The sequence below is a fragment of the Mycetocola sp. Y791 genome (genome assembly GCF_059445325.1).
Genome location: NZ_JCAIUC010000004.1, coordinates 474725 through 500548 on the forward strand (window position 1 = coordinate 474725; position 25824 = coordinate 500548).

General features: G+C 66.7%; 20 protein-coding genes. 8 read left to right on the plus strand and 12 right to left on the minus strand.

Annotated features, from left to right (window positions below; genetic code table 11):
• Positions 1 to 145: 145 nt before the first annotated feature.
• Positions 146 to 775 (minus strand): O-methyltransferase, encoded by a 630-nt coding sequence (locus AC1C2N_RS15335; protein ID WP_108391458.1) that lies wholly within the window; start codon positions 773 to 775, stop codon positions 146 to 148.
• A gap of 82 nt (positions 776 to 857) precedes the next feature.
• Between AC1C2N_RS15335 and AC1C2N_RS15340 the strand changes: the two genes are divergently transcribed.
• Complete coding sequence (locus AC1C2N_RS15340) at positions 858 to 1289, plus strand: twin-arginine translocase TatA/TatE family subunit (RefSeq protein WP_483404570.1); 432 nt, start codon at positions 858 to 860, stop codon at positions 1287 to 1289.
• Positions 1290 to 1306: 17 nt separating this feature from the next.
• Here the strand turns inward: AC1C2N_RS15340 and AC1C2N_RS15345 are convergent, their stop codons facing one another.
• From AC1C2N_RS15345 to AC1C2N_RS15360, 4 genes are read right to left on the minus strand one after another with little or no spacing between them, the layout of a single operon-like run.
• Positions 1307 to 2137 carry a hypothetical protein gene (locus AC1C2N_RS15345; protein ID WP_483404569.1) on the minus strand — a complete coding sequence of 277 codons (831 nt, stop codon included), beginning with the start codon at positions 2135 to 2137 and terminating at the stop codon, positions 1307 to 1309.
• A gap of 12 nt (positions 2138 to 2149) precedes the next feature.
• The gene (locus tag AC1C2N_RS15350) at positions 2150 to 3322 is read right to left on the minus strand and encodes an Mrp/NBP35 family ATP-binding protein (RefSeq protein WP_495434460.1); all 1173 of its coding nucleotides are present in this window, start codon (positions 3320 to 3322) and stop codon (positions 2150 to 2152) included.
• Positions 3309 to 3821: a DUF1003 domain-containing protein gene (locus tag AC1C2N_RS15355; protein WP_108962171.1), complete on the minus strand. Its 513-nt coding sequence runs from the start codon at positions 3819 to 3821 to the stop codon at positions 3309 to 3311. The genes AC1C2N_RS15350 and AC1C2N_RS15355 overlap by 14 nt, the downstream gene beginning before the upstream one ends.
• Positions 3814 to 5097, minus strand: a complete 1284-nt coding sequence (locus AC1C2N_RS15360; RefSeq protein WP_108391454.1) for a magnesium transporter MgtE N-terminal domain-containing protein — start codon at positions 5095 to 5097, stop codon at positions 3814 to 3816. The genes AC1C2N_RS15355 and AC1C2N_RS15360 overlap by 8 nt, the downstream gene beginning before the upstream one ends.
• Positions 5098 to 5184: 87 nt before the next feature.
• On the opposite strand from AC1C2N_RS15360, the gene AC1C2N_RS15365 reads away from it, so the two are divergent.
• The gene (locus tag AC1C2N_RS15365; protein WP_483404567.1) at positions 5185 to 5685 is read left to right on the plus strand and encodes a YflT domain-containing protein; all 501 of its coding nucleotides are present in this window, start codon (positions 5185 to 5187) and stop codon (positions 5683 to 5685) included.
• A gap of 116 nt (positions 5686 to 5801) precedes the next feature.
• Here the strand turns inward: AC1C2N_RS15365 and AC1C2N_RS15370 are convergent, their stop codons facing one another.
• Positions 5802 to 7244 carry an aminopeptidase P family protein gene (locus tag AC1C2N_RS15370; RefSeq protein ID WP_495434461.1) on the minus strand — a complete coding sequence of 481 codons (1443 nt, stop codon included), beginning with the start codon at positions 7242 to 7244 and terminating at the stop codon, positions 5802 to 5804.
• A 53-nt stretch (positions 7245 to 7297) separates the two neighbouring features.
• On the minus strand, positions 7298 to 8317 hold the full coding sequence (locus AC1C2N_RS15375) for an endonuclease/exonuclease/phosphatase family protein (RefSeq protein WP_495434462.1): 1020 nt from the start codon (positions 8315 to 8317) through the stop codon (positions 7298 to 7300).
• 80 nt (positions 8318 to 8397) lie between these two features.
• Here AC1C2N_RS15375 and AC1C2N_RS15380 point away from each other — a divergent pair, with 80 nt between their 5' ends.
• Complete coding sequence (locus AC1C2N_RS15380) at positions 8398 to 9294, plus strand: PHP domain-containing protein (protein ID WP_483404564.1); 897 nt, start codon at positions 8398 to 8400, stop codon at positions 9292 to 9294.
• Positions 9295 to 10011: 717 nt separating this feature from the next.
• Here AC1C2N_RS15380 and AC1C2N_RS15385 read toward each other — a convergent pair.
• On the minus strand, positions 10012 to 11442 hold the full coding sequence (locus AC1C2N_RS15385; RefSeq protein WP_495434492.1) for a DEAD/DEAH box helicase: 1431 nt from the start codon (positions 11440 to 11442) through the stop codon (positions 10012 to 10014).
• Positions 11443 to 11593: 151 nt separating this feature from the next.
• Between AC1C2N_RS15385 and AC1C2N_RS15390 the strand changes: the two genes are divergently transcribed.
• Positions 11594 to 12307: a ferritin-like fold-containing protein gene (locus tag AC1C2N_RS15390; protein ID WP_232528829.1), complete on the plus strand. Its 714-nt coding sequence runs from the start codon at positions 11594 to 11596 to the stop codon at positions 12305 to 12307.
• A 156-nt stretch (positions 12308 to 12463) separates the two neighbouring features.
• Here AC1C2N_RS15390 and AC1C2N_RS15395 read toward each other — a convergent pair whose 3' ends face one another.
• On the minus strand, positions 12464 to 12751 hold the full coding sequence (locus AC1C2N_RS15395) for a hypothetical protein (protein WP_495434463.1): 288 nt from the start codon (positions 12749 to 12751) through the stop codon (positions 12464 to 12466).
• Between the two features lie 6 nt (positions 12752 to 12757).
• Positions 12758 to 12982 (minus strand): DUF3107 domain-containing protein, encoded by a 225-nt coding sequence (locus tag AC1C2N_RS15400; RefSeq protein WP_495434464.1) that lies wholly within the window; start codon positions 12980 to 12982, stop codon positions 12758 to 12760.
• 137 nt (positions 12983 to 13119) lie between these two features.
• Between AC1C2N_RS15400 and AC1C2N_RS15405 the strand changes: the two genes are divergently transcribed.
• Together AC1C2N_RS15405 and AC1C2N_RS15410 are read left to right on the plus strand one after the other, a co-directional pair.
• Positions 13120 to 16275, plus strand: a complete 3156-nt coding sequence (locus AC1C2N_RS15405) for a PD-(D/E)XK nuclease family protein (RefSeq protein WP_495434465.1) — start codon at positions 13120 to 13122, stop codon at positions 16273 to 16275.
• Positions 16272 to 19580, plus strand: a complete 3309-nt coding sequence (locus tag AC1C2N_RS15410; RefSeq protein WP_495434466.1) for an ATP-dependent DNA helicase — start codon at positions 16272 to 16274, stop codon at positions 19578 to 19580. Before AC1C2N_RS15405 ends, AC1C2N_RS15410 begins: the two co-directional genes overlap by 4 nt.
• Here the strand turns inward: AC1C2N_RS15410 and AC1C2N_RS15415 are convergent.
• Complete coding sequence (locus AC1C2N_RS15415; RefSeq protein ID WP_495434467.1) at positions 19484 to 20827, minus strand: phosphotransferase; 1344 nt, start codon at positions 20825 to 20827, stop codon at positions 19484 to 19486. The two genes, AC1C2N_RS15410 and AC1C2N_RS15415, sit on opposite strands and share 97 nt — an antisense overlap.
• Positions 20828 to 20922: 95 nt before the next feature.
• On the opposite strand from AC1C2N_RS15415, the gene nudC reads away from it, so the two are divergent.
• Entirely contained in the window at positions 20923 to 21915 is a 993-nt protein-coding gene (gene nudC, locus AC1C2N_RS15420) for an NAD(+) diphosphatase (protein WP_495434468.1), read from the plus strand.
• The gene (locus tag AC1C2N_RS15425) at positions 21912 to 23660 is read left to right on the plus strand and encodes an ATP-dependent helicase (RefSeq protein ID WP_483404557.1); all 1749 of its coding nucleotides are present in this window, start codon (positions 21912 to 21914) and stop codon (positions 23658 to 23660) included. Before nudC ends, AC1C2N_RS15425 begins: the two co-directional genes overlap by 4 nt.
• 776 nt (positions 23661 to 24436) lie before the next feature.
• Here the strand turns inward: AC1C2N_RS15425 and AC1C2N_RS15430 are convergent.
• Positions 24437 to 25807 carry a zinc-dependent metalloprotease gene (locus AC1C2N_RS15430; protein ID WP_483404556.1) on the minus strand — a complete coding sequence of 457 codons (1371 nt, stop codon included), beginning with the start codon at positions 25805 to 25807 and terminating at the stop codon, positions 24437 to 24439.
• Positions 25808 to 25824 lie beyond the last annotated feature (17 nt).

Here is a 25824-nt window from a genome sequence, read left to right on the forward strand (position 1 = left end):
CGATTTTAACTACGAGGCGCGGATGTGCGTGGTCATCGACCACCGGCATCCGCGCCTCGTCCTGTTAACGCCTTGTCCTGTTAAGGGGTACGCCCGCTCATGATGCGGCTCACTTCGGTCAGTGCGCCGTCACGCTGGCGGATGCCTAGGCGAGCTTGGTGATCTGGAGCAGACCGTCGCCGACGGGGGAGAGCGCACTCACAACGGCGCTCGATGACGCGATCTCCTGCACGAGGGTGCGGAACGCGCTGGTAACGTCGTCGCGCTGGGCCGGGTCAGCGACCCTGCCCTTCCAGAGCGCGTGGGGGACAAGGACGGTGCCGCCGGCCCTGGCGAGGCGAAGTCCGTGCTCGACGTTCTCGATCACCTGCGTTGGGTCGGCGTCGACGAAGACGATGTCGTAGGAGTTCTCGTTCATCCGCGTGAGCACGTCGAGGGACCTGCCGGTGATCAGGCGAACCCGGTTCGGTGCGACCCGGGCATCGGCAAACGTCTGGCGGGCATAGCCCTGGTGCTCGGCCTCTGAGTCGATGGTCGTGAGGACGCTCCTCTTCGACGGTGACAGCAGCCACAACCCTGAGACGCCGGAACCGGTGCCGATCTCGACGACGTTGACGGCGGCTGTGGTCGCGGCGATAACGGCGGCCTGCGCTCCCATGGCCGGTGAGATCGGTTCGATGCCGAGCTCAAGAGACTGTGCGCGGGCCTTCTGGATCGAATCGGACTCGGTGACGATGTAGTCGGCGTATTTCCAGTTCGAATCTTGTTCTGACACTTCAGCTCCCGGTGGTGGTTCGCCCAAGAGTAGCGGAGCCGTGTCGTGCGTTTTGTCAGGCGCGGCGCGATAGTCTGAACTCGTGTTCTTCGGCCTCACTTTCGAGAAGCTCCTCATCATCGGGGTGATCGCTGTCTTCCTGCTCGGACCCGAGCGCCTCCCGACGTATGCAGCACAGCTCGCGAGGCTCATCCGGTCGCTGCGCGACATGGCCCAAGGGGCCAAGGAACGCATGCGTGAGGAGATGGGGCCCGAGTTCGACGAGGTCGACTGGAAGAAACTCGACCCGCGTCAATACGACCCGCGCCGCATCATCCGCGAGGCGCTGCTCGACGACTCTCCGCCTGAACCCGTTATCGCCCCGCCGAGTTTCGATAAGACCGCTGCTGTTCCCACTGACGACGACGATCTCGTGTGGCAGAAGCCTCGAAAACCCCGCCCGTCCGATCGGCAGCAGCAGATCCTCGAGGGCAACGCCGTGGCCGCGCCACCGTTCGACCTCGAAGCAACCTGACGCGAAGAATCGGCAGGTCACGGCATCCCGCACGCCGATCTCACGAAACTGTAGAGAGCATCGCGGGTCGCGTCGTCGACCGGGAAGCTGTAGCGCCCATCGGTGCCGTCGATAGTGACCGCCAGGACGAGCACCGTTCCGATCTTGTCTTCGGCAACGGCGTGCGGGTCGCAGCGCGCCGGCCGGATCGGCAGCACTGCGGACTGAGGGGCTGATGCTCCGCTGACGGCCAGGGAGAGCGGCCAGCCTTCCGATCCGTCCGCTGGGGCGAGCAGCGGCGTTGACGCGACCGACGAGAACCGGATCGTTCCCTCTTCGCCCGTCGGTGTAACCAGCAGTGTGAGCCTGGCGACAGCATCCGGCCCTGTGCCGTCGATATTGAGCGGGCCCGTGACAGAGACTGTGGCGATCCGCTCGACGGCGGCTGACACGCAACCGGTCTGATGCAGCCGCTGGAGTGTGTCGAGCCGATCGAGGGGGGTCGTGACGATGGCGGGCCCCGCGCCGAACTCCACCGCGAGCGAGGGGCCCGGTGGGTCTGCCGTCCCTGTCGCACAATTCGCTGCTGGCACCGCCGTGCGGAGGTCCACCGTACGGCCCGCCGCGATTGTGGTTCCTGACCAGCGCGCCGGTTCGGCGAACCCTTGCCAGGTGAGGACGGCGTCGTCGACCGTGATGCTCTCGGCACCGCCGTTGACGACGCGGAGGACGAGGGTGCCGCTCGAGTAATCGGTTCGGCCCTGCATCACCTCGAAGCTGAGGTCATCAGCGGTGTCCGTCGGCGGCGTTGAACAGCCCGCCAGAAACACGAGCGAAGCGGCGAGTCCCGCAAGGACACCCCGCCGCACAGCACCCGCCGATCAGGCCGGGGCCAGCCCGAGCCGCCGGCCGGCGAGACCGCGTCCGCGGGCAAGCAACTGGTCGGCGATCGAACGGATGGCGACGCTCGCCGGGTCGTCGGGGTGCGCCAGGACAACCGGTACCCCGGTGTCGCCACCCGACCGGAGCGGAACGCTCAGCGGAACACTCGCGAGCAGGGGCACGTCGGGGGCGTCGGGCGTTGCGCTCAGCCTACGGGCGAGTTCAGCGCCGCCACCGGAGCCGAAGAGTGAGAGGACGCTGCCGTCAGGCTGCACGAGCCCAGCCATGTTTTCGATGACCCCGATGACCTTCTGACCGGTCTGCCTCGCCACGATTCCGCTGCGCTCGGCGACGTCGGCCGCTGCCGGCTGCGGGGTGGTGACGACGAGGACCTCGGCGTTCGGCAGCAGCTGGCCGAGCGAAATCGCCACGTCGCCCGTTCCCGGTGGAAGGTCGAGGAGGAGGACATCGAGGTCGCCGAAGTACACGTCGGTGAGGAACTGGCTGATCGTGCGGTGCAGCATTGGGCCGCGCCAGGCAACGGCCTGTGTCGCTTGTCCGTCCGCCTTGCCGAGGAACATGCCGATCGAAATCACCTTCACGCCGTACCCGATCGGAGGCAGGATCATGTCACCCACCTGCGTCGGTGTTCTGAGCGAGGTTCCGTCAGCCGTGGCATCCGTCAGTCCCAGGAGGCCCGGGATCGAGAATCCGTGGACGTCAGCGTCGACGATGCCGACGCTCAGGCCCCTCGCGGCGAGCTCGGCGGCGAGGTTCGCGGTGACGGTCGACTTGCCGACGCCACCCTTTCCGCTCGTCACGGCGTAAACCTTGGTGAGCGTGCCGGGGCCGAACGGCATCACCCGCGCGGCCTTCGGGCCGCGGAGCGACTCGGTGAGCGCGCGTCGTTCCTCCGGCGTCATCACGCCGACGGCGATGTTCGCACTCGTGACGCCCGGCACCCGGGAGACCGCTGCCGTGACATCGCGTTCAATCGCTGTGGCCGCGGGGCAACCGACGATCGTCAGTTTGATGGCGACGGATGCTGCCCCGTCTGCGGAAACCGCAATGTCACCGACCATGCCCAGTTCGGTGATCGGCCTGCGAATTTCCGGGTCGATCACCGTGGCGAGTTCGTCGGCGATGCGGCGTTCGAGGTCAGTTCCTGGCATCGTCCTTGTCCTTCTCGAGTTCTTCGAGAAGCGACCGGAGTTCCTGGCGGATGAAGTCCTTCGATGCCATGTCCTTCATCGCGAGTCGCAGGGCCACGACCTCACGGGCGAGGTACTCGGTGTCGTTGAGGTTGCGTTCGGCGCGCTGTCGGTCCTGTTCGATCTGTACCCGGTCACGGTCGTCCTGGCGGTTCTGGGCGAGGAGGATCAGCGGGGCAGCGTACGAGGCCTGAAGCGAAAGGATGAGCGTGAGTGCGGTGAAGCCGAGGGCTGCCGAGTCGAACCGGAAGTCCTCGGGACCCCAGGTGTTGTACGCGATCCAGGCGAGACAGAACACGGTGAGGCCAGCGAGGAACCCCGGGGTACCCATGGCGCGGGCGACCCACTCGGTGAACCGGCCGAATCTGTCGCTCGACTCGCGTCCCCGGCCGGGGAGCATGGACGGACGGAGGCCCTTGGGGGCGTCAAGGCGCACGTCGTTCCTGCGGATCTTAGCCATGAGTCGCCCTCCTTCCCTGTGGTTTGTGCGTGATCACCGGTTCGTCGTTCTGACTTCGCCAGTCTTCGGGCAACAGGTAGTCGAGGACATCGTCAATTGTCACCACCCCGACGAGTCTGTGTGTGTCATCGACGACGGGAACCGACACGAGGTCATAACTGGCCAGGATCCGGGAGACTTCGGCCGCCGAAGCCTTCGCCGTCACTGGGTCGAGGCTCTGGTCCATGATCGTGCCGAGGCGTTCATGCGGCGGATAACGCAGCATCCGCTGGAAGTGCACGATGCCGAGGTATCTGCCGGTCGGCGGTTCGTACGGCGGGAGAGTCACGCAGACCGCCGCACCGAGTGCAGGCGGGAGTTCGGGGCGCCGAATGAGGGCGAGGGCCTCAGCGACCGTGGAATCGGCGGAGAGGATGACGGGTTCCGTGGTCATGAGCCCGCCGGCGGTGTCAGGGGCGAACGCGAGGAGCATACGCACGTCCTCGGCCTCCTCGGGCTCCATCAACTCGAGCAGGTGTTCACCGCGATCGAGGGGAAGCTGTGCGATGAGGTCGGCGGCGTCGTCCGGCTGCATCTGGTCGAGGACGTGCGCGGCGCGGCCATCGCCGAGCTCGGTCAGGATGGCGACCTGGTCGGTCTCCGGCATCTCTTCGAGCGCGTCGGCGAGCCTGTCGTCCGGGAGTTCTTCGACGACCTCGATCATCCGGTCCTGCGGCAGGTCGAGCAGGGTGTTGGCGAGGTCAGCGGGCTTCAGGTCTGAGTAGGTTGCGATGAGCTGCTCGGCTGACTGGCCCTCGGGTCCGGACTGCTTCTCCCGGATCTCCCGCCAGGTTGCGAACGTCGTGGTTCCCTTAGCGAAGGGAGAGGGTGACAGCTTGGGGCGCCTGACGAAGTACTGGCTTACCGCCCACGCGCCTGGTCCGACCTCTTCGATGGCGATGTCCTCGATGGTCGCTTCACCGGATCCGTCGACGAACTCGACCTTGCGGCCCAGGAGCTCGGCGATCACTCGCACCTCGCCGCCCCGCTGTTCGAACCGGCGCACGTTGATGAGACCCGTTGTGATGATCTGGCCAGCGGCAATCGAGGTGACCCGGCCGATCGACACAAAGACACGTCGTTTGCCGGGGATCTCGACGATGAGACCGACCACACGCGGCGGATCGCTCTTGCGGTACACGACGAGCACATCACGCACCTTGCCCACGCGGTCACCCGCTGGGTCGAAGACTGTGCAGCCGGCAAGCCGGGCGACGAAAACTCTCGATCCACTCACCCCTCTAACTTAGTGCCGTTCCCTGTACGGGGGTGGGGGTGAACGTCCGGGGCTGCGGTTCACGGGCGCCGGTGTGAGAATGGAGGGGTGAGCAATCAGCAGCAGCGCCGAGGCGCAGACCGGTACCCGTTCGAGTCGATGATTCCGCGCGGTGAAACCGTCGCCAGTTTCGAGAGCTACAGGGAAGCGCAGAACGCCGTCGACGTCCTCGCCCAGGCGGATTTCCCCGTCAAGCAGGTGTCGATCGTCGGTGATGGACTCAAGAGCGTCGAGCGAGTGACCGGCCGTCTCAGCTACGGGCGTACCGCTGGCGCTGGCGCACTGAGCGGCGCGTGGCTCGGTCTGTTCTTCGGGCTCCTGCTCATCATCATCAACCCGGCCGCTGACCTCACCTTCGTCGGTGCCGCTGTGCTCATCGGTGCCGCCTTCGGCATGATGTTCTCGGTTGTGTCGTACGCGCTCAACAGGAGACGCCGCGACTTCACCTCGATCATGCAGGTCATCGCGACGAGCTACACAGTGACCGTGGATCCCGAACTGGCGAACCGTGCACGTAACCTGCTCGAGAGCGCACCGACCAAGCAGTAGCTCTCCGCTTCAGGTTCTCCGCACGACAGGGCCGAACGAGAAAGCCCCGCCTCAATCGAGGCGGGGCTTTCTCATTCGCGACCGTGCGGCGAGCCGGGTTGGCGCAGGTCGCCGTCTCAGGCGTTGAGGCCCGCGATCCAGTCCTCGACCTCGTCCGCCGTGCGCGGGATCGCCGCTGAGAGGTTCTCCGCGCCGGTCGCCGTGACGAGGATGTCGTCTTCGATCCGAACGCCGATCCCGCGGAACTCTTCGGGAACGCTGAGGTCGTCGGGCTGGAAGTAGAGCCCGGGCTCGATCGTGAAGACCATGCCTTCCTTGAGCTCACCGTCGTGATACATCTCACGGCGTGCGGCAGCACAGTCGTGAACGTCGAGGCCCAGGTGATGACTGGTTCCGTGCACCATGTAGCGACGGTGGAACTGCTTGTTCGCCTCGAGCGATTCTTCGGCGGTGCCGGGGAGCATGCCCCATGCCGCGGTGTGCCTGGCGATAACCTTCATGGCCTCGGCGTGGACATCCCGAAAGAGGATGCCGGGGCGCACGATGGCGAACGCAGCGTCTGCGGCTTCGCGGACGGCTTCGTAGACCGCCCGCTGTACCTCGGTAAACCGGCCGTTGGACGGGAGGGTGCGGGTGATGTCGGCGGTGTAGAGCGTGTCGACTTCGACGCCAGCGTCAACGAGCATGAGGTCCCCGGGAACCACGGGGCCGTCGTTGCGCGTCCAGTGCAGAATGCACGCGTGAGGGCCAGAAGCGGCAATTGTGTCGTAACCGACGGCGTTTCCGTCGAGGCGAGCCCTCGTGTAGAAGACGCCCTCCACGACCCGCTCGCCGCGCTCGGACGCCGTAATCCTCGGGAAGTCAGCGATCACGTCGCTGAAGCCACGCGCTGTCGCGTCGACCGCGAGCCTGATCTGCTCGATCTCGAAAGCGTCTTTGACGAGGCGCAGTTCGGAGAGGAACGTTGTCAGTTCGGCGTCCTCTTCAACCGTGAGGTCGGCATCCGTCACCTGGAAGCTGTCGATGGGGGCGGTGGCGATGCCGAGATCGGCGGCGACCTGCGCGAGTGACGGGCGTGGCCCGATCCAGAATTCGCCGATGGCGGGATTCGCGTAGAACTCGTTCGACGAGCGGTCGGCACGCTCGCGGAAGTACAGGGTGGCCTCGTGGCCGTTGCCGGCGGGTTCGAGGACCAGGACGGAATCCGGTTCGCTGTCGGCGCCCCAGCCGGTGAGGTGCACAAAGGCCGAGTGAGCGCGGAACGGGTAGTCGGTGTCGTTTGAGCGCTGTTTGAGCGAACCGGCCGGAACGACGACGCGCTTGCCGACGAAGGCCGCCGAGACGAGCTCCCGGCGCTTCGCCGCGAACGGCGCCTGTGCCCGGGGCTCAGGGAGAACATCGACACGGTCAGCCCAGTTCGATCCGATGTAGTCCTGGAACTCCGTGGAAGCCGGCGTTGTGGAGCGGTTGGAGGTGCCTCGAGGCTCTTCGCTCGTGGTCTCTTCGCTTGCCGGGGCAACGACGGTGGGGGACTGGATCGTTTCGCTTGCGTTCTGCATCCCTCTATTGTCCACCCCTTCGCTGGGAAGGACGAGAAGCGGCAATGCTCTCGTCAGCCGCGGGGGCTGAGTTGGACGATCACCGGCCGGTGGTCGCTGCCGGTGCCGTCCTCTTCGGTGGCAACGCGCATTCCAGTGACGGTCCAGTCGGGTGTGGCCATGACGTGGTCTATCGGGGCACCGAGAAGGGCGGGGATGCTGCTCGGCCAGGTGCCCAAGGCACCGTTGCCCGACTGTGTGCCCGCGTCGATACAGTTGCCGAGGGCCGCGCCGTCAGCCGTGCCGAGCCCGGCCATGTTGTCGAGTGTCGCGTTGAAGTCGCCGGCCATGATCACGTTGCCCGATGCGCACTGGGCGGCGAGCCAGTTGAGGTCGTCGCGCCAGTTGTCCATCTGCCCGTCGATGGGTGCCACGGCGTGTGCCGCGACGATCGTCGGGCCGTCACCGTCGATCGGTTCGACGATGACCGTCGGCAGCACCTTCGTGTTCTCGTTGCGTTCGGCGTTACTCGTGACCTTCATGTAATCGCCGAGGTGAGGGCTGACGAGCACGGTCGTCGATCGCGCGGGCGAAATCTGGTCGAACCATTCGGTGTGCACCCACATCGGCCGGCCAGCGTCACGCATGGCCTCGGCGATCTCGATGCCCGTTTCCTGGGTTGTCTCCGGCAGCGAGATCACGTCGGCATTGGATTCGACGGCCAGGCGGGCGACGGCGGCGGAACCCGGAGCATCACCGAGCGTGTTCCAGCTGAGTACGGTGATGGACTCCGGAGTCTTACCGGCGAAGTCTGTGTTGCCGAAGCCGCGATCGGCGAGGATAAAGCCGTTGGCGGCCACGAAGATGACAAGGAGCGCCGCGATGGTTCCGGCGAAGGCGCGCATCGGCTTCGCGACGGCGAGAAGGGCGAACACGATGATCGCGACGGCAGACATGGCGGTCACGAGTGAGCGCATGCTCGTCACCTGGGCGAGGATCCAGGTCCTCTGAAGATTGAACAGTTCGGGCCAGCTGACAATGAGCAGGAGAACAGCAATCGCGATGGTCACAATCGCGCCGAGAAACTTGAGCATTATCCAGCCACATTACCCACATCGGACTGTGAGAGGACTCCGCGTCAGTGGCGTGTTCTCCCGAGCCATAAGCTGGGACTATGTCAGGGGAGATGTTGTTCCGTGGGCCGAGTGACCTGCACACCCACTCGCGGGTGTCGGACGGCACCGAGTCGCCGTCGCAGCTCGTGCGTGAAGCGGCCGCCTCCGGCCTCGGAGCGGTCGCCCTCACCGACCACGATTCAACGGCCGGGTGGCACGAGGCTGCGGGCGAGGCGCGGAAGCAGAACATCACGTTCATCCCCGGCATGGAGTTCAGCACCCGGGTTGGCTACAAGAGCGTTCACCTGCTCGCTTACCTGTTCGACCCAACGTCCGCCGAGCTCGTCGCCGAGACGGCGCGCATCCGTGAGTCGAGGCTCAAGCGCGCGGAATCCATAGTCCGCCGCATCGGGGCCGACTATGCGCTCAACTGGGACGACGTGCTCGCCCAGACGACCCCGGGGGCAACGGTCGGTCGACCACACATCGCTGACGCTCTCGTTGCCCGTGGGCACGTGCCGACCCGCAGCGAGGCGTTCACCGGCATCCTTCACCCCCGAAACGGCTATTACCTGCCGCACTACGCGCCCGATCCGCTCCGCGCCGTCACGCTCGTGCGCCAGGCGGGAGGGGTTCCCGTCATCGCTCATCCCGCTACGCGGGGTCGTGATGCCATGATCGACGAGGCCCAGCTGAGCACGCTCGTCGACGCTGGCTTGTTCGGGCTCGAACTGGAGCATCGCGAGAACACCGTGGATGGCAAGATCCGGTTGCGGGAACTCGCTGCCAAATTCGGACTCGTGCTCACGGGGTCCAGCGACTACCACGGTGCCGGAAAACCCAATCGCCTCGGTGAGAACACGACACCGGATGCCGTCGTGCAGGCCATCATCGACGAGGGCACAGGCTCACAACCGGTCTACCCGGTCGGCAGCGACGAGAAGCTCCCCGGCTGACGCCCGCTGGCTGCCGCCTCCCGCCGGTGTCTGTCGCTTCGGGAGGAGGATCGGGTGAGCCGGACAGCTATCGGCGACGCGGCCCCGGATATACCTCCCGAAACGACGGTGGAATGGCCGGCGGGCGCACAGGGGATGGGTGGTGCTTCGGGCGGAGGATCGGGTGGGCCGGACAGCTATCGGCCACGGGCCCCCGGATGTACCTCCCGAAACGGCTGTGGAGACGCTCGGGTTGGGGGACAGTCAGCCGCGTCCGCCCGGGGAGCCGGCCGTCGCGCCAGTCGAGCTCGGCTGCGACTCGCCGGGTCTTCCGGAGTTGCGGCACCCCGGATGCGCCCGCCCTCCCGCCGGTGTCTGTCGCCTCGGGAGGAGGATCGGGTGGGCCGACCAGCTATCGGCCACGGGCCCCCGGATGTACCTCCCGAAACGACGGTTGAGACGCTCGGGGCGGGGGACTGGCCACCGCGTCCGACCGGGGAGCCGGCCGTCGCCCAGTCGAGCTCGGCTGCGACTCGCTGGGTCTTCCGGAGTTGCGGCACCCCGGAAGCGCCCGCCCTCCCGCTGGTGTCTGTCGCGTCGGGAGGAAGATCGGGTGGGCCGGACAGCTATCGGCCACGGGCCCCCGGATGTACCTCCCGAAACGGTGGAGGCGCCCGGCGGGCACGACGACGAGAGGCCCGCCCGACATAAGTCGGACGGGCCTCTCGGGGAGTAGCGCTACTCCGGGCGGTTGGTGCGGCGACGCGTGCGCGTGCGACGGCGCGGCGCACTGTTGCCGTCGTGGTGCTCAGGGCCCTGGCCGTCGTGGGTGCCAGCGGCAACGACGGGGGCGTCGGTTGCACCACCACCACCACCAGCAGCAGCCGCAGGAGCCGCAGTCCGGGTACGACCGCGTCCGCCGCGGGAGTCGCGCGAACCGCCCTCACGGGGAGCACGGTTCGACGAATCACGCGAGCCGGTCTCACGCGGGCCGCGCGGCGGTGCTGCCACGAGCGTCGACGGACGCAGGCGGCCCTTGGTGCCGGCGGGGATGTCGAGGTCTTCGAACAGGTGCGGGCTCGACGAGTAAGTCTCGGTCGGTTCCGGCTGGCCGAAGTCCAGCGCCTTGTTGATGAGCGCCCACTTGTGCAGGTCGTCCCAGTCGACGAACGTCACGGCGATACCGGTCTTACCGGCGCGGCCGGTGCGACCGACGCGGTGCAGGTACGTCTTCTCGTCTTCGGGGATGGTGTGGTTGATCACGTGGGTGACGTCGTTGACGTCGATTCCGCGCGCCGCGACATCCGTTGCAATCAGAACGTCCTTCTTGCCAGCCTTGAACGCGGCCATCGCGCGCTCACGCTGCTCCTGGCCGAGGTCACCGTGCACGGCGGCGGCGTTGAAGCCGCGGTCGTTGAGTTCTTCGACGAGCTTGGCGGCCGCACGCTTGGTGCGGGTGAAGATCACGGTCTTGCCGCGGCCCTCGGCCTGCAGGATGCGGGCGATGACCTCGTCCTTGTCCATGTTGTGGGCGCGGTACACGAGGTGCTTGATGTTGGCCTGCGTGAGGCCCTCATCGGGGTCAGAAGCGCGGATGTGGATCGGCTTCGACATGAAGCGACGCGCGAGGGCGACGATCGGTCCGGGCATCGTTGCCGAGAAGAGCATCGTGTGACGCGTCGGCGGTGTCTTGGAGAAGAGCTTCTCGATGTCGGCGAGGAAGCCGAGGTCGAGCATCTTGTCTGCTTCGTCGAGCACCATTTCGCGGACGTTCGACAGGTCGAGCAGACGCTGGTTGTTGAGGTCGATGAGTCGACCCGGCGTGCCGACGACGACCTGGGCGCCGGCCTTGAGCTGCTCGATCTGGCCCTCGTACGCCTTGCCGCCGTAGATCGAGACGATCTTCGTCGGGCGGTTCGCGGCCGCGAGCTCGATGTCCTCGGTCACCTGCACGCAGAGTTCGCGGGTCGGGACGACGATGAGCGCGACGACGCCGGGTGCCGGGTCATTGCCGATCCGCTGGAGAAGCGGGAGGCCGAAGCCGAAGGTCTTGCCGGTTCCCGTCTTCGCCTGGCCGATGATGTCCTGGCCGTCGAGTGCGAGGGGGATGGTCTGTTCCTGGATGGGGAAGGGCTCGAGAATGCCCTTCGCCGCGAGGGCGTCTGCCATGTCCTGCTCGACGCCGAGATCAGTAAAGTTCACGTTTATAGTTGCCTGTTCATGCATAAAAGCGGTCTACGCCCTGCATGTTGACCCAGGCGTAGGGTCCCGATCCGGTGCCGGGACAGTCCAAGTCTACCGGAGCACCTACACTGGAGCCGTGGTTTCAAGGTTTCGATACTCCCGGCCGCGTGCGCCGCTGCCCCGCCTCCGGTCCCGCACGAGCCATGTTGTGAAGACGAAGGTGGACTTCGCGGAACTCGCGCCTGACACCTCCGGCTACCTCGGCCTCGTTGCCTACCTGCAGCTCGGGTTCTTCCAGTCGATCTCCATGGTCTCCGCGATCAGCGAGCTGGCGGCCAAGGAGACGCTGTCAACGGCGGCCGGTTTCGCGCTCTCCAAGCACCAGGGGCTCGTCGCCGAGATCCGCCGCCGCGGCGAGGACCCGACAGAGGTCATGGCGCCGTACGTCTCTCGAGTCGATGACTTCCTCCTCCTGACGCGCGGGGCATCCGTCAATGAGAATCTGCTGAGCATCTACATCACGCAGGGTTTCCTCGACGATTTCTTCATCAGCCTGTCCGATGGGCTGCCTCACGATGTCGGGGCGAGGTATGCCAGCCTTCTCGGTGCGGACTCAGGAACATCCGGGATTGTCTCGCTGTTGACGGATGCCATCACCGTTGATCCAAAGCGTGCGCACTTTCTTGCAATGTGCGGCAGGCGCCTGCTGGGTGACACCCTCCTGCTCGCGCAGTCTGCTCTCGTTCTCGAGGGGCACAGCGAGTCGGAAGAGGCGCGGATCGAGCCCGTCTTCACCGAGCTCATCGCAACCCACACCCGCAGGATGGACGCGCTCGGCCTTACGGCCTGACCAGGTTACGGCCTGACCAGGTCGTCGATCGAGGCGAGCGGCGTGATCTCCCGCGTCCGGCGCCACTGCCGAGTGGGGTCGCCGCCAAGCGGGCACCAACGAACACTGGCCGGACGCTTTCGCGCCCGGCCAGTGAGTGTCGTCTTTTGCTGGGTGTCAGCCGCCGAGCGCCACGAGGCGCTCCCGGTCTGATTCGGCGCGCACCCGCCCGATCATGAACGCGGATGCGACGGAGACGATGGCAGCGACAGCGAGGGTCGCGACCCAGATCCATCCGCCGTCCCACGCCCAGCCGAGCCAGGTCAGCCCGAGCCAGACGACTCCGGCGGTGATTCCCCCGATCGCTGGGACGAGCGCGACACCGTGCGTGTCACGCCGGGGCATGACATACCGCGCTCCGATCCCGATGGCGATGCCGAAGAGCATCACGAAGAGCAGCTCCATGGCCGGTTATCCGACGAAACCGATGCGGCGGGTTTCCTCGCTGCCGATTTCAACGTAGGCGAGGCCAGCGGTGGGCACAATGTACATCTTGCCCTTGTCGTCGCCGACGGTGAAGAAGCTCTTGCCCGAGTCGAGGGCATCAGCGACGAGCTTCTCGATCTCGGCTGTTGACTGGGACGACTCAAAGCTGAGTTCGCGACCGCTGTTGGTGATACCGATACGGATTTCCACTTGGCAGACCCTTTCGTTGCGTTACGCCCAACATTACGGCAGTTGATCAGCCGCCCGGGCCGGGACGCACTCGCCGAGAGCGAACAGTGCGGCGCTCCGCCGGGGGGATGTCCGGGGTCGGTTATAGCGTGGATTTCGTGGCCATCAGAGGATTCCAGATCGAGCGCGCTGAGCGCAGCGAGAGCGGGGATCTCTCTCTCGACGCGACGCAGCGGGCTGTTCTGGCGCTGGGTGACGCCACGTCAGCGGCGGTGTCCGGTGCGCCAGGGAGCGGCAAGACGACCACGATCGTTGAACTCGTGGCCGACCGTATTCTCAACCGTCAGTACGCTCCGGCTGAGGTGCTCGTCCTCGCCCCGAACCGGCGCGCAGCCGCGCGACTTCGCGACCGTCTTGCCCTGCGGGTCGGAGTACCGACCCCCGGTCCTCTTGCGCGCACCCTGAGCTCGATCGCCTTCCAGATCGTCGCGGCCCGAGCTGCTCTCGAGGGGAACGAACCGCCTCGCTTACTCACCGGCGCCGAGCAGGACACGGTGATCGCCGAGTTGCTCGCCGGGCATGAACTCGACGGGACAGGTCCGCTGTGGCCCGATCCGCTCGTTGCCGAGGTTCGCAGGCTGAAGGGTTTTCGTACCGAGTTGCGAGAACTCATGATGCGCAGCGTCGAGGGTGGGCTCCGCCCTCGCGATCTCGACGCACTCGGTACGAGACATGACCGCCCTGAGTGGTCTGCGGCCGCGAGGTTCATCGACGAATACGAACGCGTCATCGACAGTTTCGGCACCGGGTATCTCGACTCGTCAGAGCTCGTCGCCCAGGCGACGGCAGAACTCGACCGCGGGTTCGGGCTCGATGGCGTTCGGCTCGTTGTCGTCGATGACCTTCAGGAGCAGGGGTCTGCCGCTCTCGCATTCCTCGGGGTGCTCGCGCGACGCGGCGTCTCGATTGTTGCCTTCGGTGATCCGGATGTCGCGGCGACGACGTTCCGCGGTTCGGATCCGGCGGCGCTCGGGTCGCTTGGCCGCACGCTCGGCGTGCCCGTCGCGTCGCTTCGGCTCGGAACCGTCTACCGCCACGGGGCTGCGCTTCGCACTGTGGTGCAGCAGATCACCGGCCGGGTCGGTGCAGCGGGTACCGTCGGTCACCGGGCGGCCGGAGCGGCCGTGACCGAGGGCTCCGACATCGATGAGGCCGTCATTACTCCCGTGCTCCGGATCGAGGCCTCGTCGCCGGCCACGGAACACCAGGCGATCGCCCGGGTTCTCAGGGAACATCACCTGTTCGGCGACATCCCCTGGAAGAGGATGGCGATTATCGTGCGATCGGGAGCGTCGATCGCGCAACTGTCCCGTTCGCTCGCGCTCGCCGAGGTGCCGACGGCGACGCCGGCTGGCGGCAGGAACATTCGTTCCGAGTTCGCCTCCGGCCAGCTCATCGACGCTGTGGCGCTTGCCGTCGGTCGTATGGAACCCGCCATCGAGCTCTTGACACGTCTGATCACCGGGCCGCTGTGCGGGCTCGACCCTGTGGCGCTGCGACGGGTACGACTCGCGCTTCGCCACGAAGAGATCGCCGGGGGCGGCAACCGGTCCGGTGACGAACTCCTTCTCGACGCCCTCGCCCAACCCGGTCGGTTCGCGACGATCGACTCAGCTGCCGCCCGTCAGGTCGGTCGCTTCGCGACGACTCTCGCCGAGGCGACGTCGGCGGGCGTCGCGGGAGCGAGCGTCGAAGAGCTCCTCTGGATGTTCTGGGAGAGAAGCGGACTGGCATCCGCCTGGTCTGCGCAGGCCCTCGGATCCGGGTTCGCCGCCGACGAGGCGAATCGCCACCTCGACAGCGTGATGGCGCTCTTCACCGCTGCAAAGCGGTTTGTGGAGCGCAACCCGACAGAACCCGCCGGCCGGTTCATCGATGAAATATTGGCCTCCGAAGTCCCGGAGGACTCGCTCACGCCGCAGGCCGCGAGCGACGCGGTCCTCATCGGCACGCCGAGCGGCGTCGTCGGTGCGGAGTTCGACATCGTCGTCCTCGCCGGATTGCAGGACGGCGCATGGCCCAACCCACAGGTCAGGGGAACCCTTCTCTACCCGCAGCAGCTCAGCCAGGTCGTCGCTGGACTCCCGGTCGCCGACCTCGACGCACGCGCCGAGGTGCTCTCGGACGAACTCCGCATGTTTGCCCTGGCGGTCTCACGCGCACGTCACCAGGTCGTCTTCAGCGCGACGGTGAACGACGACGAACAACCGTCCCCGTTCCTGCGGTTCCCCGCGATCCGAAACGCCGAGTTGCGCACCGCCGCCGACCAGCGGCATCCGTTATCGCTTCGCGGCACGGTGGGCGTTTTGCGCAGGCGGCTCGTGACCACGGGGGATCCTGCGGCCGCTTCGGCACTCGCACGGCTGGCCGCCGAGGGGGTCCCCGGTGCCGACCCGACCCAGTGGTACGGGCTGCTCGACCCGTCGACGACCGAGCCGCTGGTCGACCTCAGCGACCCGGAGGCCCGTGTCTCGGTGTCGCCGTCCAAGCTGGAGACCTTCGAGAAGTCGCCGCTCGCCTGGTTCATCGACACCATGGCGGCGGCACCATCGGGCCTCGCCGCCGGCATCGGCACTGTCGTGCACGCGGCCATGGAACACGCTGGCCACATTCCCACCGCCGAACTCACCCCGGCCGACGTCACGGTCGACGCGCTCTGGGAACAGATCGACGCCCACTGGTCCGAGCTGTACTTCGAATCGCCGTGGCTCGCCGAACGACAGCGGCGCGCCACCCACAAGCTCGTCGAGGGGCTCAGCCAGTACCTCACCGACTTCATCGCCGCCGGCAGTGAGACCGTGAGCGCCGAGGGAACGTTCGCCGTCGAGCTGGGCCAGGTCACGCTGTCCGGCAAGATCGACAGGGTCGAACGGATGCCGAACGGCGACGTCGTCATCGTCGACCTCAAGACCGGCAAGACAGCGCCGACGAAAGCCCAGGTGGCACTTAATCCGCAACTCGGCGGGTACCAGCTCGCCCTCGCTGCGAACGCCATTGACGGCACGAGCTCCGAGGATTCCTCCGGCGGTGCTGCGCTGCTGTACGTCTCGGGCGGAGCACGGGGCAAGAACTACAAGGTGCTGGGTCAGGACGCAATGACTGACGAACAACGCACAGAGTTCGCCGAGCGTGTGGTGCAGGCCGGTCGGGGTATGGCGGCAGCCGAGTTCCTCGGCGTGCACGATCTCGACGAACGCGACCCGAAAGCAGGATTCATGTACCGCATCCACCTCGTCGCGGCGGTGTCCGCGTGAGTGACCTGGAGATGGCCGAACCCCGGTACTCGGCGCGCGACATCGCCACCCTGCTGGGACTGCCGCAGCCGACGGACGAGCAGGTCGCCGTCATCGAGGCCCCGCTCGCCCCAGCCCTCGTTGTCGCGGGCGCCGGCAGCGGCAAAACCGAGACCATGGCCAACCGGATCGTCTGGCTCCTCGCCAATGGCTACCTGAGGGTCCCCGAAATCCTCGGCCTCACATTCACGCGCAAGGCCGCCGGTGAGCTGGCGACCCGAGTCCGGGAGCGGATCGGGCAGCTCCAGGATGCCATCGCCGACGACGAGAACGCCCAGGACATCGACGTTCTCGAGGCGCCGTCGATCGCGACATACAACTCGTTCGCCAGCAGCCTGTTTCGTGAGTATGCGCGCCTCATCGGCCGCGAACCCGACCAGACAGTCATCACGGAGGCCTCGGCGTGGCGACTCGCTCGCGGTCTCGTGGTCGCGAGCACCGACGACCGCCTTCCGGCCATCGAGAAGAGCGTCGACCAGCTCACCGCCGCCGTTATTTCGCTGAGTCATGCCCTGAGCGACAACGATGCAGCGGGCGAAGCGGATGCCGTTCGGCGGTTCTCCGAAGAATTCCACGATCTCATCACCCTCGACATCCACGACGGCAGTCGTTCCAAGAAGACCCCCTTCACGTCGGTCGTCGATGCCGTCCGCGACGTGGACGCCCTGGGCGTCCTGCTCGAACTGGCCGGCAGGTTCGCCGAGGAGAAGGAGCGCAGGGGCTTCATGGAGTTCAGCGACCAGGTCTCGCTCGCCCTCGAGATCTGCCGCCGCGTGCCCCGCGTGATCGACGAGTACCGCTCCCGGTTCAAAGTCGTGATCCTCGACGAATACCAGGACACCGCCGTCGTGCAGACCGGCCTGCTCGCCCTGTTGTTCTCCGGGCACCCCGTCATGGCGGTCGGTGACCCGAACCAGTCGATCTATGGCTGGCGGGGCGCGTCGAGCGCGAACCTCGCCCGGTTCGCCGAGGACTTCGGGGGCAGCGATGGGGCTGGCACGTTCGCCCTGTCGACGAGCTGGCGGAACTCAGCCCGCGTGCTCGATGCGGCGAACGCCATAGTGGCTCCGCTCCCGGTCTCGGCATCGGTGCCCGTTTCGCGGCTCACCTCTCCGCCCTGGGCTGGCGACGGCGACGTTCGGGTGGTCTTCCCCGAGACCGTCACAGACGAAGCCGATGTCGTCGCGGGCTGGCTCGCCACCGAACTTTCCCGGCCAGCGGGCAACGGATCACGCCGCACGGCGGCGCTCCTCTGCCGCTCGCTCAAGAACGTCGCGGTGTTCACCGAGGCGCTTGCCCGTCACAAGGTCCCGTTCCACATCCTCGGTGTCGCCGGGCTGCTCGAACAGCCGGTCATCGTGGATCTGGTCTGTGCGCTCCGCGTGCTCCACGACCCGACGGCGGGCAGTGAACTGATTCGTCTGCTCACCGGTGCGCGCTGGCGGATCGGTGCCCGAGACATCCAGGCTCTGAGCTCGCTCGCCCGCTGGCTCGCCGATCGCGATCTGTCGCAGCAGCCCATCCCGGCCGAGGTGAAGCAGAAGCTGTTCGAATCCGCGGCATCCGACGATGGAAAATCGATCGTCGACGCACTCGACTTCTTGCAGAACGCCCCGACCGGCCACAAGGCTTTGCAGCAGTTCAGTGAGACAGGCCTCGAACGGATGCGAGCGGCTGCCCGCCAGCTGACGGCGCTTCGCCGTCGCTCGGGACTCGACCTCTACGACCTCGTCAACCTCGTGGTGCAGGAGTTCCTGCTCGACGTCGAGGTGGCCGCCAACGCGCACGCGCCACTGGGCCAGCCGAGCCTGGACGAGTTCACCGACCAGATTTCGTCGTACCTCTCGGTCGATGAGAACGGCTCGCTCGGGTCGTTCCTGTCGTGGCTTGCCGACGCCGAGCAGCGTGAGAACCTCAGTCCCCGTGCCGAGGATCCCGAGCCGGGGACCGTGCAGATTCTCACCATTCACGGCTCGAAGGGGCTGGAGTGGGACAGCGTTGTCGTGCCGCGCATGGTTCACGGCGAGTTGCCATCGCCGCTTCGGAGCAAGCGCGGCTGGACGGCTTTCGGCGAGCTTCCCTTCGAATTCCGGGGCGACCGGCACGAGCTTCCTGTCTTTGCATGGCGTGGCGCTGCTACCCAGGCCGACGTCGACGACGCGTACGTGACGTTCGGCGCAGAACTCGAGGCCCGAAACGACGCCGAGCAACGACGACTGGCCTACGTTGCCGTCACTCGCGCGAAAGATGCCCTCCTCGTTACCGGATCATTCTGGGCAACCCAGAAGCAGCCCCGCGGTCCAGGTTCTTTCCTCCGTGAGATTGTCGGCGCCGTCCCCTCGAGCTGCGATGACCTCCCGGAGAGCCCGCAGGCGGAGGAGAATCCACTGGCGGCCGACGAGAAGTTCGAGATCTGGCCGCTGAATCCGCTCGGCAATCGAGCCGATGCCGTTCACGCTGCCGCAGCATCCGTCATCGAGGCGAACCCGGCAGCCGACACCGCCTGGTCGGGAGACATCGACCTGCTGCTCGCCGAACGGAACCGCCGGATGCACGCCGAGGAGTTCGTGCCGATTCCCGACCGCGTTCCTGCCTCACGCTTCAAGGACTACGTGACGGATGCCGCCGGCCTCGCCGCCCGAATGCGCCGCCCGCTCCCCGAAAAGCCGTACCGCCAGACCCGGCTCGGAACCCTCTTCCACAGCTGGGTTGAGCAGCGGTCGGGAATCGCCGGCGGGCAGGAGAGCCTCGATTCGGATCCGTTCGAGTTGGACCTCGACCCGGATTCGACGACCGGGTCGGCCCGGGGCACACTGATGCCGATCGAGCAGCAGGAACGGGAGGCTCTCGAGGTGCTGCAGCGCACCTTCGAGAGGTCGGAGTGGGCGGACCTCGCTCCCATCGACGTGGAACGCGAGATCAACTTCGTGCTGGAGGGCCAGATCATCATCTGCAAGCTCGACGCGGTGTACGAACGCGACGGCAGGTTCCAGATCGTCGACTGGAAGACGGGTCGCGCGCCGAAGACTGCCGCCGAGCTCGACGACCGCCAGTTCCAGCTCGCGCTGTACCGGCAGGCCTATGCCGAGTGGAAAGACGTCGACCCTGAACTCATCGACGCCGTGTTCTACTACGTCGCTGACGACCTGGTCCTGAGGCCGGAGAACCTCTACTCGGCCGAAGAGCTCGGTCGACGCTGGGTCAGCGGAGTGATCTCGCCCGATTCCGCAGCCTCGAGCGCCGCGAAGTCCAGCTCGGCGGTGTAGCCGTCACCGGTTGTGCCAGTTGCTGGAGTGCCGGTTGCTGGTGAGCCGGATGCCGTCTGGTCGCGTGCGGCAGCGTTCGCCTCGGTAGCGGCCGCGCGGGCTTTCTCGACAGCGGCGAGGTCGATCGGACCGGTCTCGATGGCATCCGTGTTGTTTGTTCCGTCGTTCTCGTCGCGGTTACCGTCTGCGTCGTCCTCGGCCAGCGCTGCCTCGAACTGGGACCGGTCGTAGCTGTCCGTTTCCATGGCGAAGCCGTGCGCCTGCGCGGCAGACGTGGTCTGCGGGGTGCGCGAGAGCATCTCTTCGACGTCGGCAACGGCCATGATCGGGCCGGTCTGGGGTGACAGCGGATGCATCAGGTCGCCGAGCACGTGATCGACAAGACCGTCGAGGAGCGCCACGGCATCGTCGATGACCTGCTGGTCCTTCGTGTCGACGCCGTGCAGCAGCCAGCGCGCAAGTTCGAGCTCGGCGTGAAGCATCGATCGCTGGCTGATCAGTCGGTCCGGATGCCGTGCGGCGCTCAGCCGGTAGGCGGCGAGGACGCTGTCAGCGGCTTCACCCGCTCCGCTCAGCCAGTGCAGGTCCCGCGCCGGGTCGCCCACGCGCAGCGAACCCCAGCCGATGATCCCGGTGACGATCGGGCCGACGTTGTGGTCGGTGATGACGAACGATTCTGCGCTCAGGGAGCCATTGATGACCGCCGGCTGGAACTGCCACAGCGCCTCGTCGGCGGCGGCGTCGGTCCAGCGCTGCTTCACCGCGGCGGGGAGCAACCGCGTTGCCGCGGCGCGCTCGATGACGTTGCGGGCTTCGGTGCGGCAATCGGCTGCGGTCAGCGACGGCAGCCCGACCTCGGCCACAAACGAGCCAGGGAGAGAGTGGATGGCGGCGATCGCAGCGCCGATCGACGTTGCGACTCCATCGCCGGCGGGAATGTGCTCGGCGGGCACGCCGTACCCCGGCAGGTAGTCGTAGACGACGGCGCGGGTTCCGCGAACGGATGTCTGACCGACGACGGTGGGGACCTCGAACGGCAGCCGGCTCCGGATTCCGGCGGTCATCGCCTGGAGAGCGATGAGTTCGACCGACTGGTCACTCGCCGATTGCTCGTTGGCGGGCACCCGGACGACGAGTTCCCTGTCGTCGCTCGTGCGGAGGAGTGCGGAGTCGAAGTCGCCGGTCTGGCCGTGACCGAACGGGCCGCTGCCGACGAGCTGCAGGTCCGCGACAGCTGAAGTTGCCAACGCGGCTAGAGTTAGATGCGATCTGGCCATGGCATCTAGGTTAGGTCGCTAAACGGGCTGGCAGCCACACGCCACGCCCTTCTGAACCGGAGTGTATGTCGTTGATTCCTGGCGCGCTAGCTAACCTGCCCCTTGCGCCAAGCGCTGTCGACCGCGACGCTGACGCGCGAGAGCTGGCAGAGATCTTCACAGACCTCGCGGCAGACCCGGCAACACGAACGCTCGTTCTGTGGCGTGGCCGCCTGGTTCTCGACGGTGATGCCGTGCGGCTCTCTCCCGCCGACATCGTGACCGGAGAGTCGACGCTCGTCTATCTCGGCAGGACCATCGCCGATTCGCCCTCGGTGTCAGCCGGTACGCGGGTGGTGCTGGTCATCGCCACCGACGACGTTGCACGTGAGATCGAACCGGACGAGGAGAAGTGGGTGACGTTCCGCACGGCCGCCCCGCTGGTCGGCGAGCCGTACTCGAGCCTGGTGACCGAGGCAGCCGCACTGTCGAACTGGCACCTCAGCTCATCGTTCTGCCCCCGCTGCGGGTCGGCGACCGATCCTGAAAGCGCCGGGTGGGCCCGCCGCTGCGTGTCGTGCAACAACCAGATCTTCCCCCGCACAGACCCCGCCGTCATCGTCCTCGTCCTCGACGACGATGACCGGCTCCTGCTTGGCTCGAACATTCTCTGGCCGGAGGGGCGATACTCGTTGCTCGCGGGGTTCGTCGAAGCGGGCGAGTCGCTTGAACAGGCCGTCGTCCGGGAGATTTTCGAGGAGGCAGGCGTTCGTGTCGACAGCCCGCGGTACCTCGGCTCGCAGGCCTGGCCGTTCCCACGCTCGATCATGCTCGGGTTTTCTGCCCGCGTCGCGCCGGGGCAGAACCCGGCTGAAATCGAACCAGACGGGCTCGAGATCGTCGACCTGCGCTGGTTGAGTCGCGCCGAGCTCCGCGCCGAAGCCGGAACTCTGCTGCTTCCCGGCTCCACCTCCATTGCCCGCGCACTCATCGAGCACTGGCTTACCGCCGACGGCGGGCCGAGCCTCGACGAGGCGGCGAAGAGTACGACTGCGCACGACACGGAGAACTCGCGATGACGGCATCCGTTACCGAACCAGCGGCATTACTCGCAGGACTCGACGATGACCAGCGAGTCGCGGCGGAGGCCCTCAGGGGACCCGTCTGCATCCTGGCCGGTGCCGGGACGGGAAAGACACGGGCCATCACGCACCGAATCGCCTACGGCGTCGCGACGGGAACATACGCGGCGAACCGGGTGATGGCACTGACCTTCACCAACCGTGCCGCGGCCGAACTCCGGGGGAGGCTTCGCAACCTCGGCGCCGGTTCGGTGCACGCGCGTACCTTCCACGCTGCGGCGCTCAGCCAGCTCAACTACTTCTGGCCGCACACGGTCGGGGGGACGATGCCGGCCCTCATCAACAGCAAGGGGCGCATGCTCGGTCACGCTGCTGAGCGTCTCCGGCTCAAGCTCGACACGGCCACCCTGCGCGACATTGCCGCGGAGGTCGAGTGGCGCAAGGTGTCCGGTTTGAGCATCGAGCAGTACGCCGCCGCCGGCCGACCGAGCCCGCAGGCGCTCACCGTTGAGCAGGTTGCAGACATGCAGCAGGCGTATGAGGACCTCAAGGATGAACGCAAACAACTCGACTTCGAGGACGTCCTGCTCGCCTGCGCCGGGATGATCGAAACCGAACCGGCCGTCGCCATGCAGGTGCACGAGCAGTATCGGTTTTTCGTTGTCGACGAGTACCAGGACGTGTCACCGCTCCAGCAACAACTGCTCGACCTCTGGATCGGCAACCGCAACGATGTGTGTGTCGTCGGCGACGCGAGCCAGACCATCTACTCGTTCGCGGGGGCAAAGAGCGATTACCTCCTTGACTTCCCCGCACGGCACGCGGATGCCACTGTCGTGCGCCTCGAACACAACTACCGGTCGACCCCGCAGATCGTCGATACCGCGAACCGGCTGATGCGGGGGAGGACCGGAGCGCTCACCCTGCAGGCCGACCGATCCGGCGAGGCCCAGCCCGCGCCAGAGGTGACGGCGTACCCGCACGACCACGCGGAAGCACGCGCGATCGCGCAGTCGGTGCTCCAGCAGATCGCGTCCGGCGTGAAACCTGAGAACATCGCCATCCTCTATCGGATCAACGTGCAGTCCGCCGCGATCGAAACAGCGCTCGGCGATGTCGGGGTGCCGTACCTGCTGCGGGGGAGCAAACGCTTCTTCGACCTGCCCGAGGTGCGCCAGGCGATCCTGACCCTGCGTGGAGCGTCGGTCTCGGTCACGGGCGAACCGCTGTTCAAGTCGGTGTCGGATGTGCTGCGCTCCCTCGGCTGGACCCAGAAAGCCCCGGAGACCGCCGGGGCCGTCCGTGACAAGTGGGAGTCGCTCAACGCGATCATGGGACTCGTCGACACGATGCCGCCGGGAACCACATTCCGCGAATTCACCGATGAACTGCTTGAGCGGCAGGCCGGTCAGCACGAACCGACGGTCTCAGCGGTGACGCTCGCCACCCTGCACTCCGCCAAGGGGCTGGAATGGGATGTCGTTTACCTTCCCGGCCTCAGCGAGGGCCTCGTTCCGATCAGTTACGCGAAGACGTTCGAGCAGATCGACGAGGAACGCCGACTGCTTTACGTGGGGATTACCCGAGCCCGCTCGCGGCTCTTTCTGTCGTGGGGAGAACAGCCCGGTCGTGGCTCGCAGCCACGTGAGCGGTCCCGATTCCTGACAGAGATCGGCATCCGCAATGCGGGTGTTGCCGGTGCCAGGCGCGGCGCCCCGACTGCGAGCGCGCGTCGAAGCTGAGCGTCGCTGACGCGAGGTCGTTCACGCGGCCGTTCAGTCGTGACTCGGTGACTCGAGCGGCGAGCCCGGCAACCACGCTGATGAGTGGTTCGCGTTCGGACGTCGTTGCCTGCCCGAGCAGTTGCGAGGCGATGGCCGGCCAGGCCGGATCTCGCTCGGCTGTGTCCCTGGCGAGACAGTGCAGGCACGGACCGGTTCCCGGTTCCACGAGTGGGCCGACGCGCACCCCGGTGTCGGTGTAGACGACGGCCAGGTGGGGGATGTCGCGGCTCAACCACCGGACATACCGGCGGGGGTCGATGACGTGATGGGCGATGATGATGGCGAGACCCGGGCTTTGCGAGTCCCCGGAACCCAGCCCGGGAATCCCTGTCGCCGTCAGAAGGGACGCAATCCGCTCGGCGGTCGGTCCAGCGCCTTCCACAATCCAGCTCGCTTCAGTCGGTGGGACGGATTCGGGCACGAGCGCTGGGCCAATCTGGCTGACCAGGCTGAATACCTCGCTCTCCTCGATGCCGAGCCGGACGGCCAGCCTGTCAAGCTCCGAGCGGCTGATACCGGCCATCAGGGCGCCGATCAGCCGTTCGGTCGGTCCGCTGACGTGCTCCAGCGTCACGACGGGAGTCTCTGCACCGATCTGGAGTGACAGCTGGTCGCGCCAGACCAGCGGATATCGCGGGTCGAGTCTGAGCACCATGCACGCCATCATGCCGGAGCCGGTGATTACGCCGGAGAGTTATCCACAGTGCTGGCCGGGTGCGCGAGAGCGCGTCGGGTCAAACGTGCGGCGGGGTCTCGCCGTCCGCAGTGCCGGAGCCGTCTTCCTCGCCCCGCAGGAGGTCCTGGAGCGCCGTGTCGAACTCGTCGGGCTCGGGCGCATCGCCACGCGCGCTGGCCTCGAGTCGCTGGATGAGCGCCGTCGGGTCGTCGATGTCTTCCGCGGAGGGGATGAGGTCGGGGTGAGACCAGAGCGAATCGCGCTGTTCGTTGCCGACGGCATCCGTGATTTTCTGCCACATCGCGGCAGCCTCCCGCAGCCGGCGTGGCCTCAATTCGAGGCCGACGAGGGTTGAGAAGGCGGATTCCGCCGGACCGCCCGTCGCTCGGCGGCGCTTGACGGTTTCCGCGACGGCATCGGACTTGGGGAGGCGGGCTGTGGCAGCGCCGGTGACGACGTCGACCCAGCCCTCCACGAGCGCGAGGATCGTCTCGAGCCTGGCGAGGGTGACCAGCTGGGCCTCGGTCTTCGGCGGGATGAGCGAACCGTCGACCATCGCCTGCCTGAGTTCCTCGGGGTTGGCGGGGTCGAAGCTGTCTGCGAGGCCCTCGAGCCGGTCAGTGTCGATCCGGATGCCGCGAGCGAACTCCGTGATTGAGGTGATGAGGTGCAGGCGCAGCCACCGCGCGTGCCGGAACAGGCGAGCGTGCGCGAGTTCGCGGACGGCCAGGTAGATCTGCACCTGGTCGTCGGGGATGTCGAGGCCCTCACCGAACGCTGAGACGCTCTGGGGGAGCAGCGCCGCCTGGTTGTCGTCGAGGAGAGGGATGCCGATGTCTCCGCCAGACACAACCTCGGTCGAGAGCTGGCCGACGACCTGGCCCAGTTGCATGGCGAAGAGCGCTCCACCGATGCTTCGAAGCAGGCTGCTCGCGCCCTGGACCATTCCCTGCATTTCCTCCGGCGCCTGTTCGCTGAGAACCCGGGTCAGCGCGTCGGAGATGCTGGTTGCGACAGGCTCGGCGAGCTGGGTCCAAACCGGCATCGTTGCCCGAACCCATTCTCCGCGCGTCATGAGCCCTGGGACGTTGGTGAGTTCGGTGATCTGGGTGACGTCATCGAGCCACAGCGCTGCGATGTGGAAGGCCTGGTCGAGCTGTGCCCTCTGCTCAGGTGAGGTGGGCACGGCGCTCGCCGTGGCGATCTGCACCGCCTGGTCTGTCGCCACCTGCCAGTTGATGCCACCATCGGACGCGCCGCGCATGGCGTTCTGCAACTGGGCGAGCATCGCCTGGATGCTCGCTGGATCGGCGGGCAGACCGGCAGCTCCGGCGAGTTGGCTCGGGTCGACTCCGCCCTTTCCCGACAGGAAATCCCGCAGCATGTCGCGGAATTCGTCTTCGGGATTGTTGTCAGGTACGTCGGGCACTGAGGCCACCTTTCAGA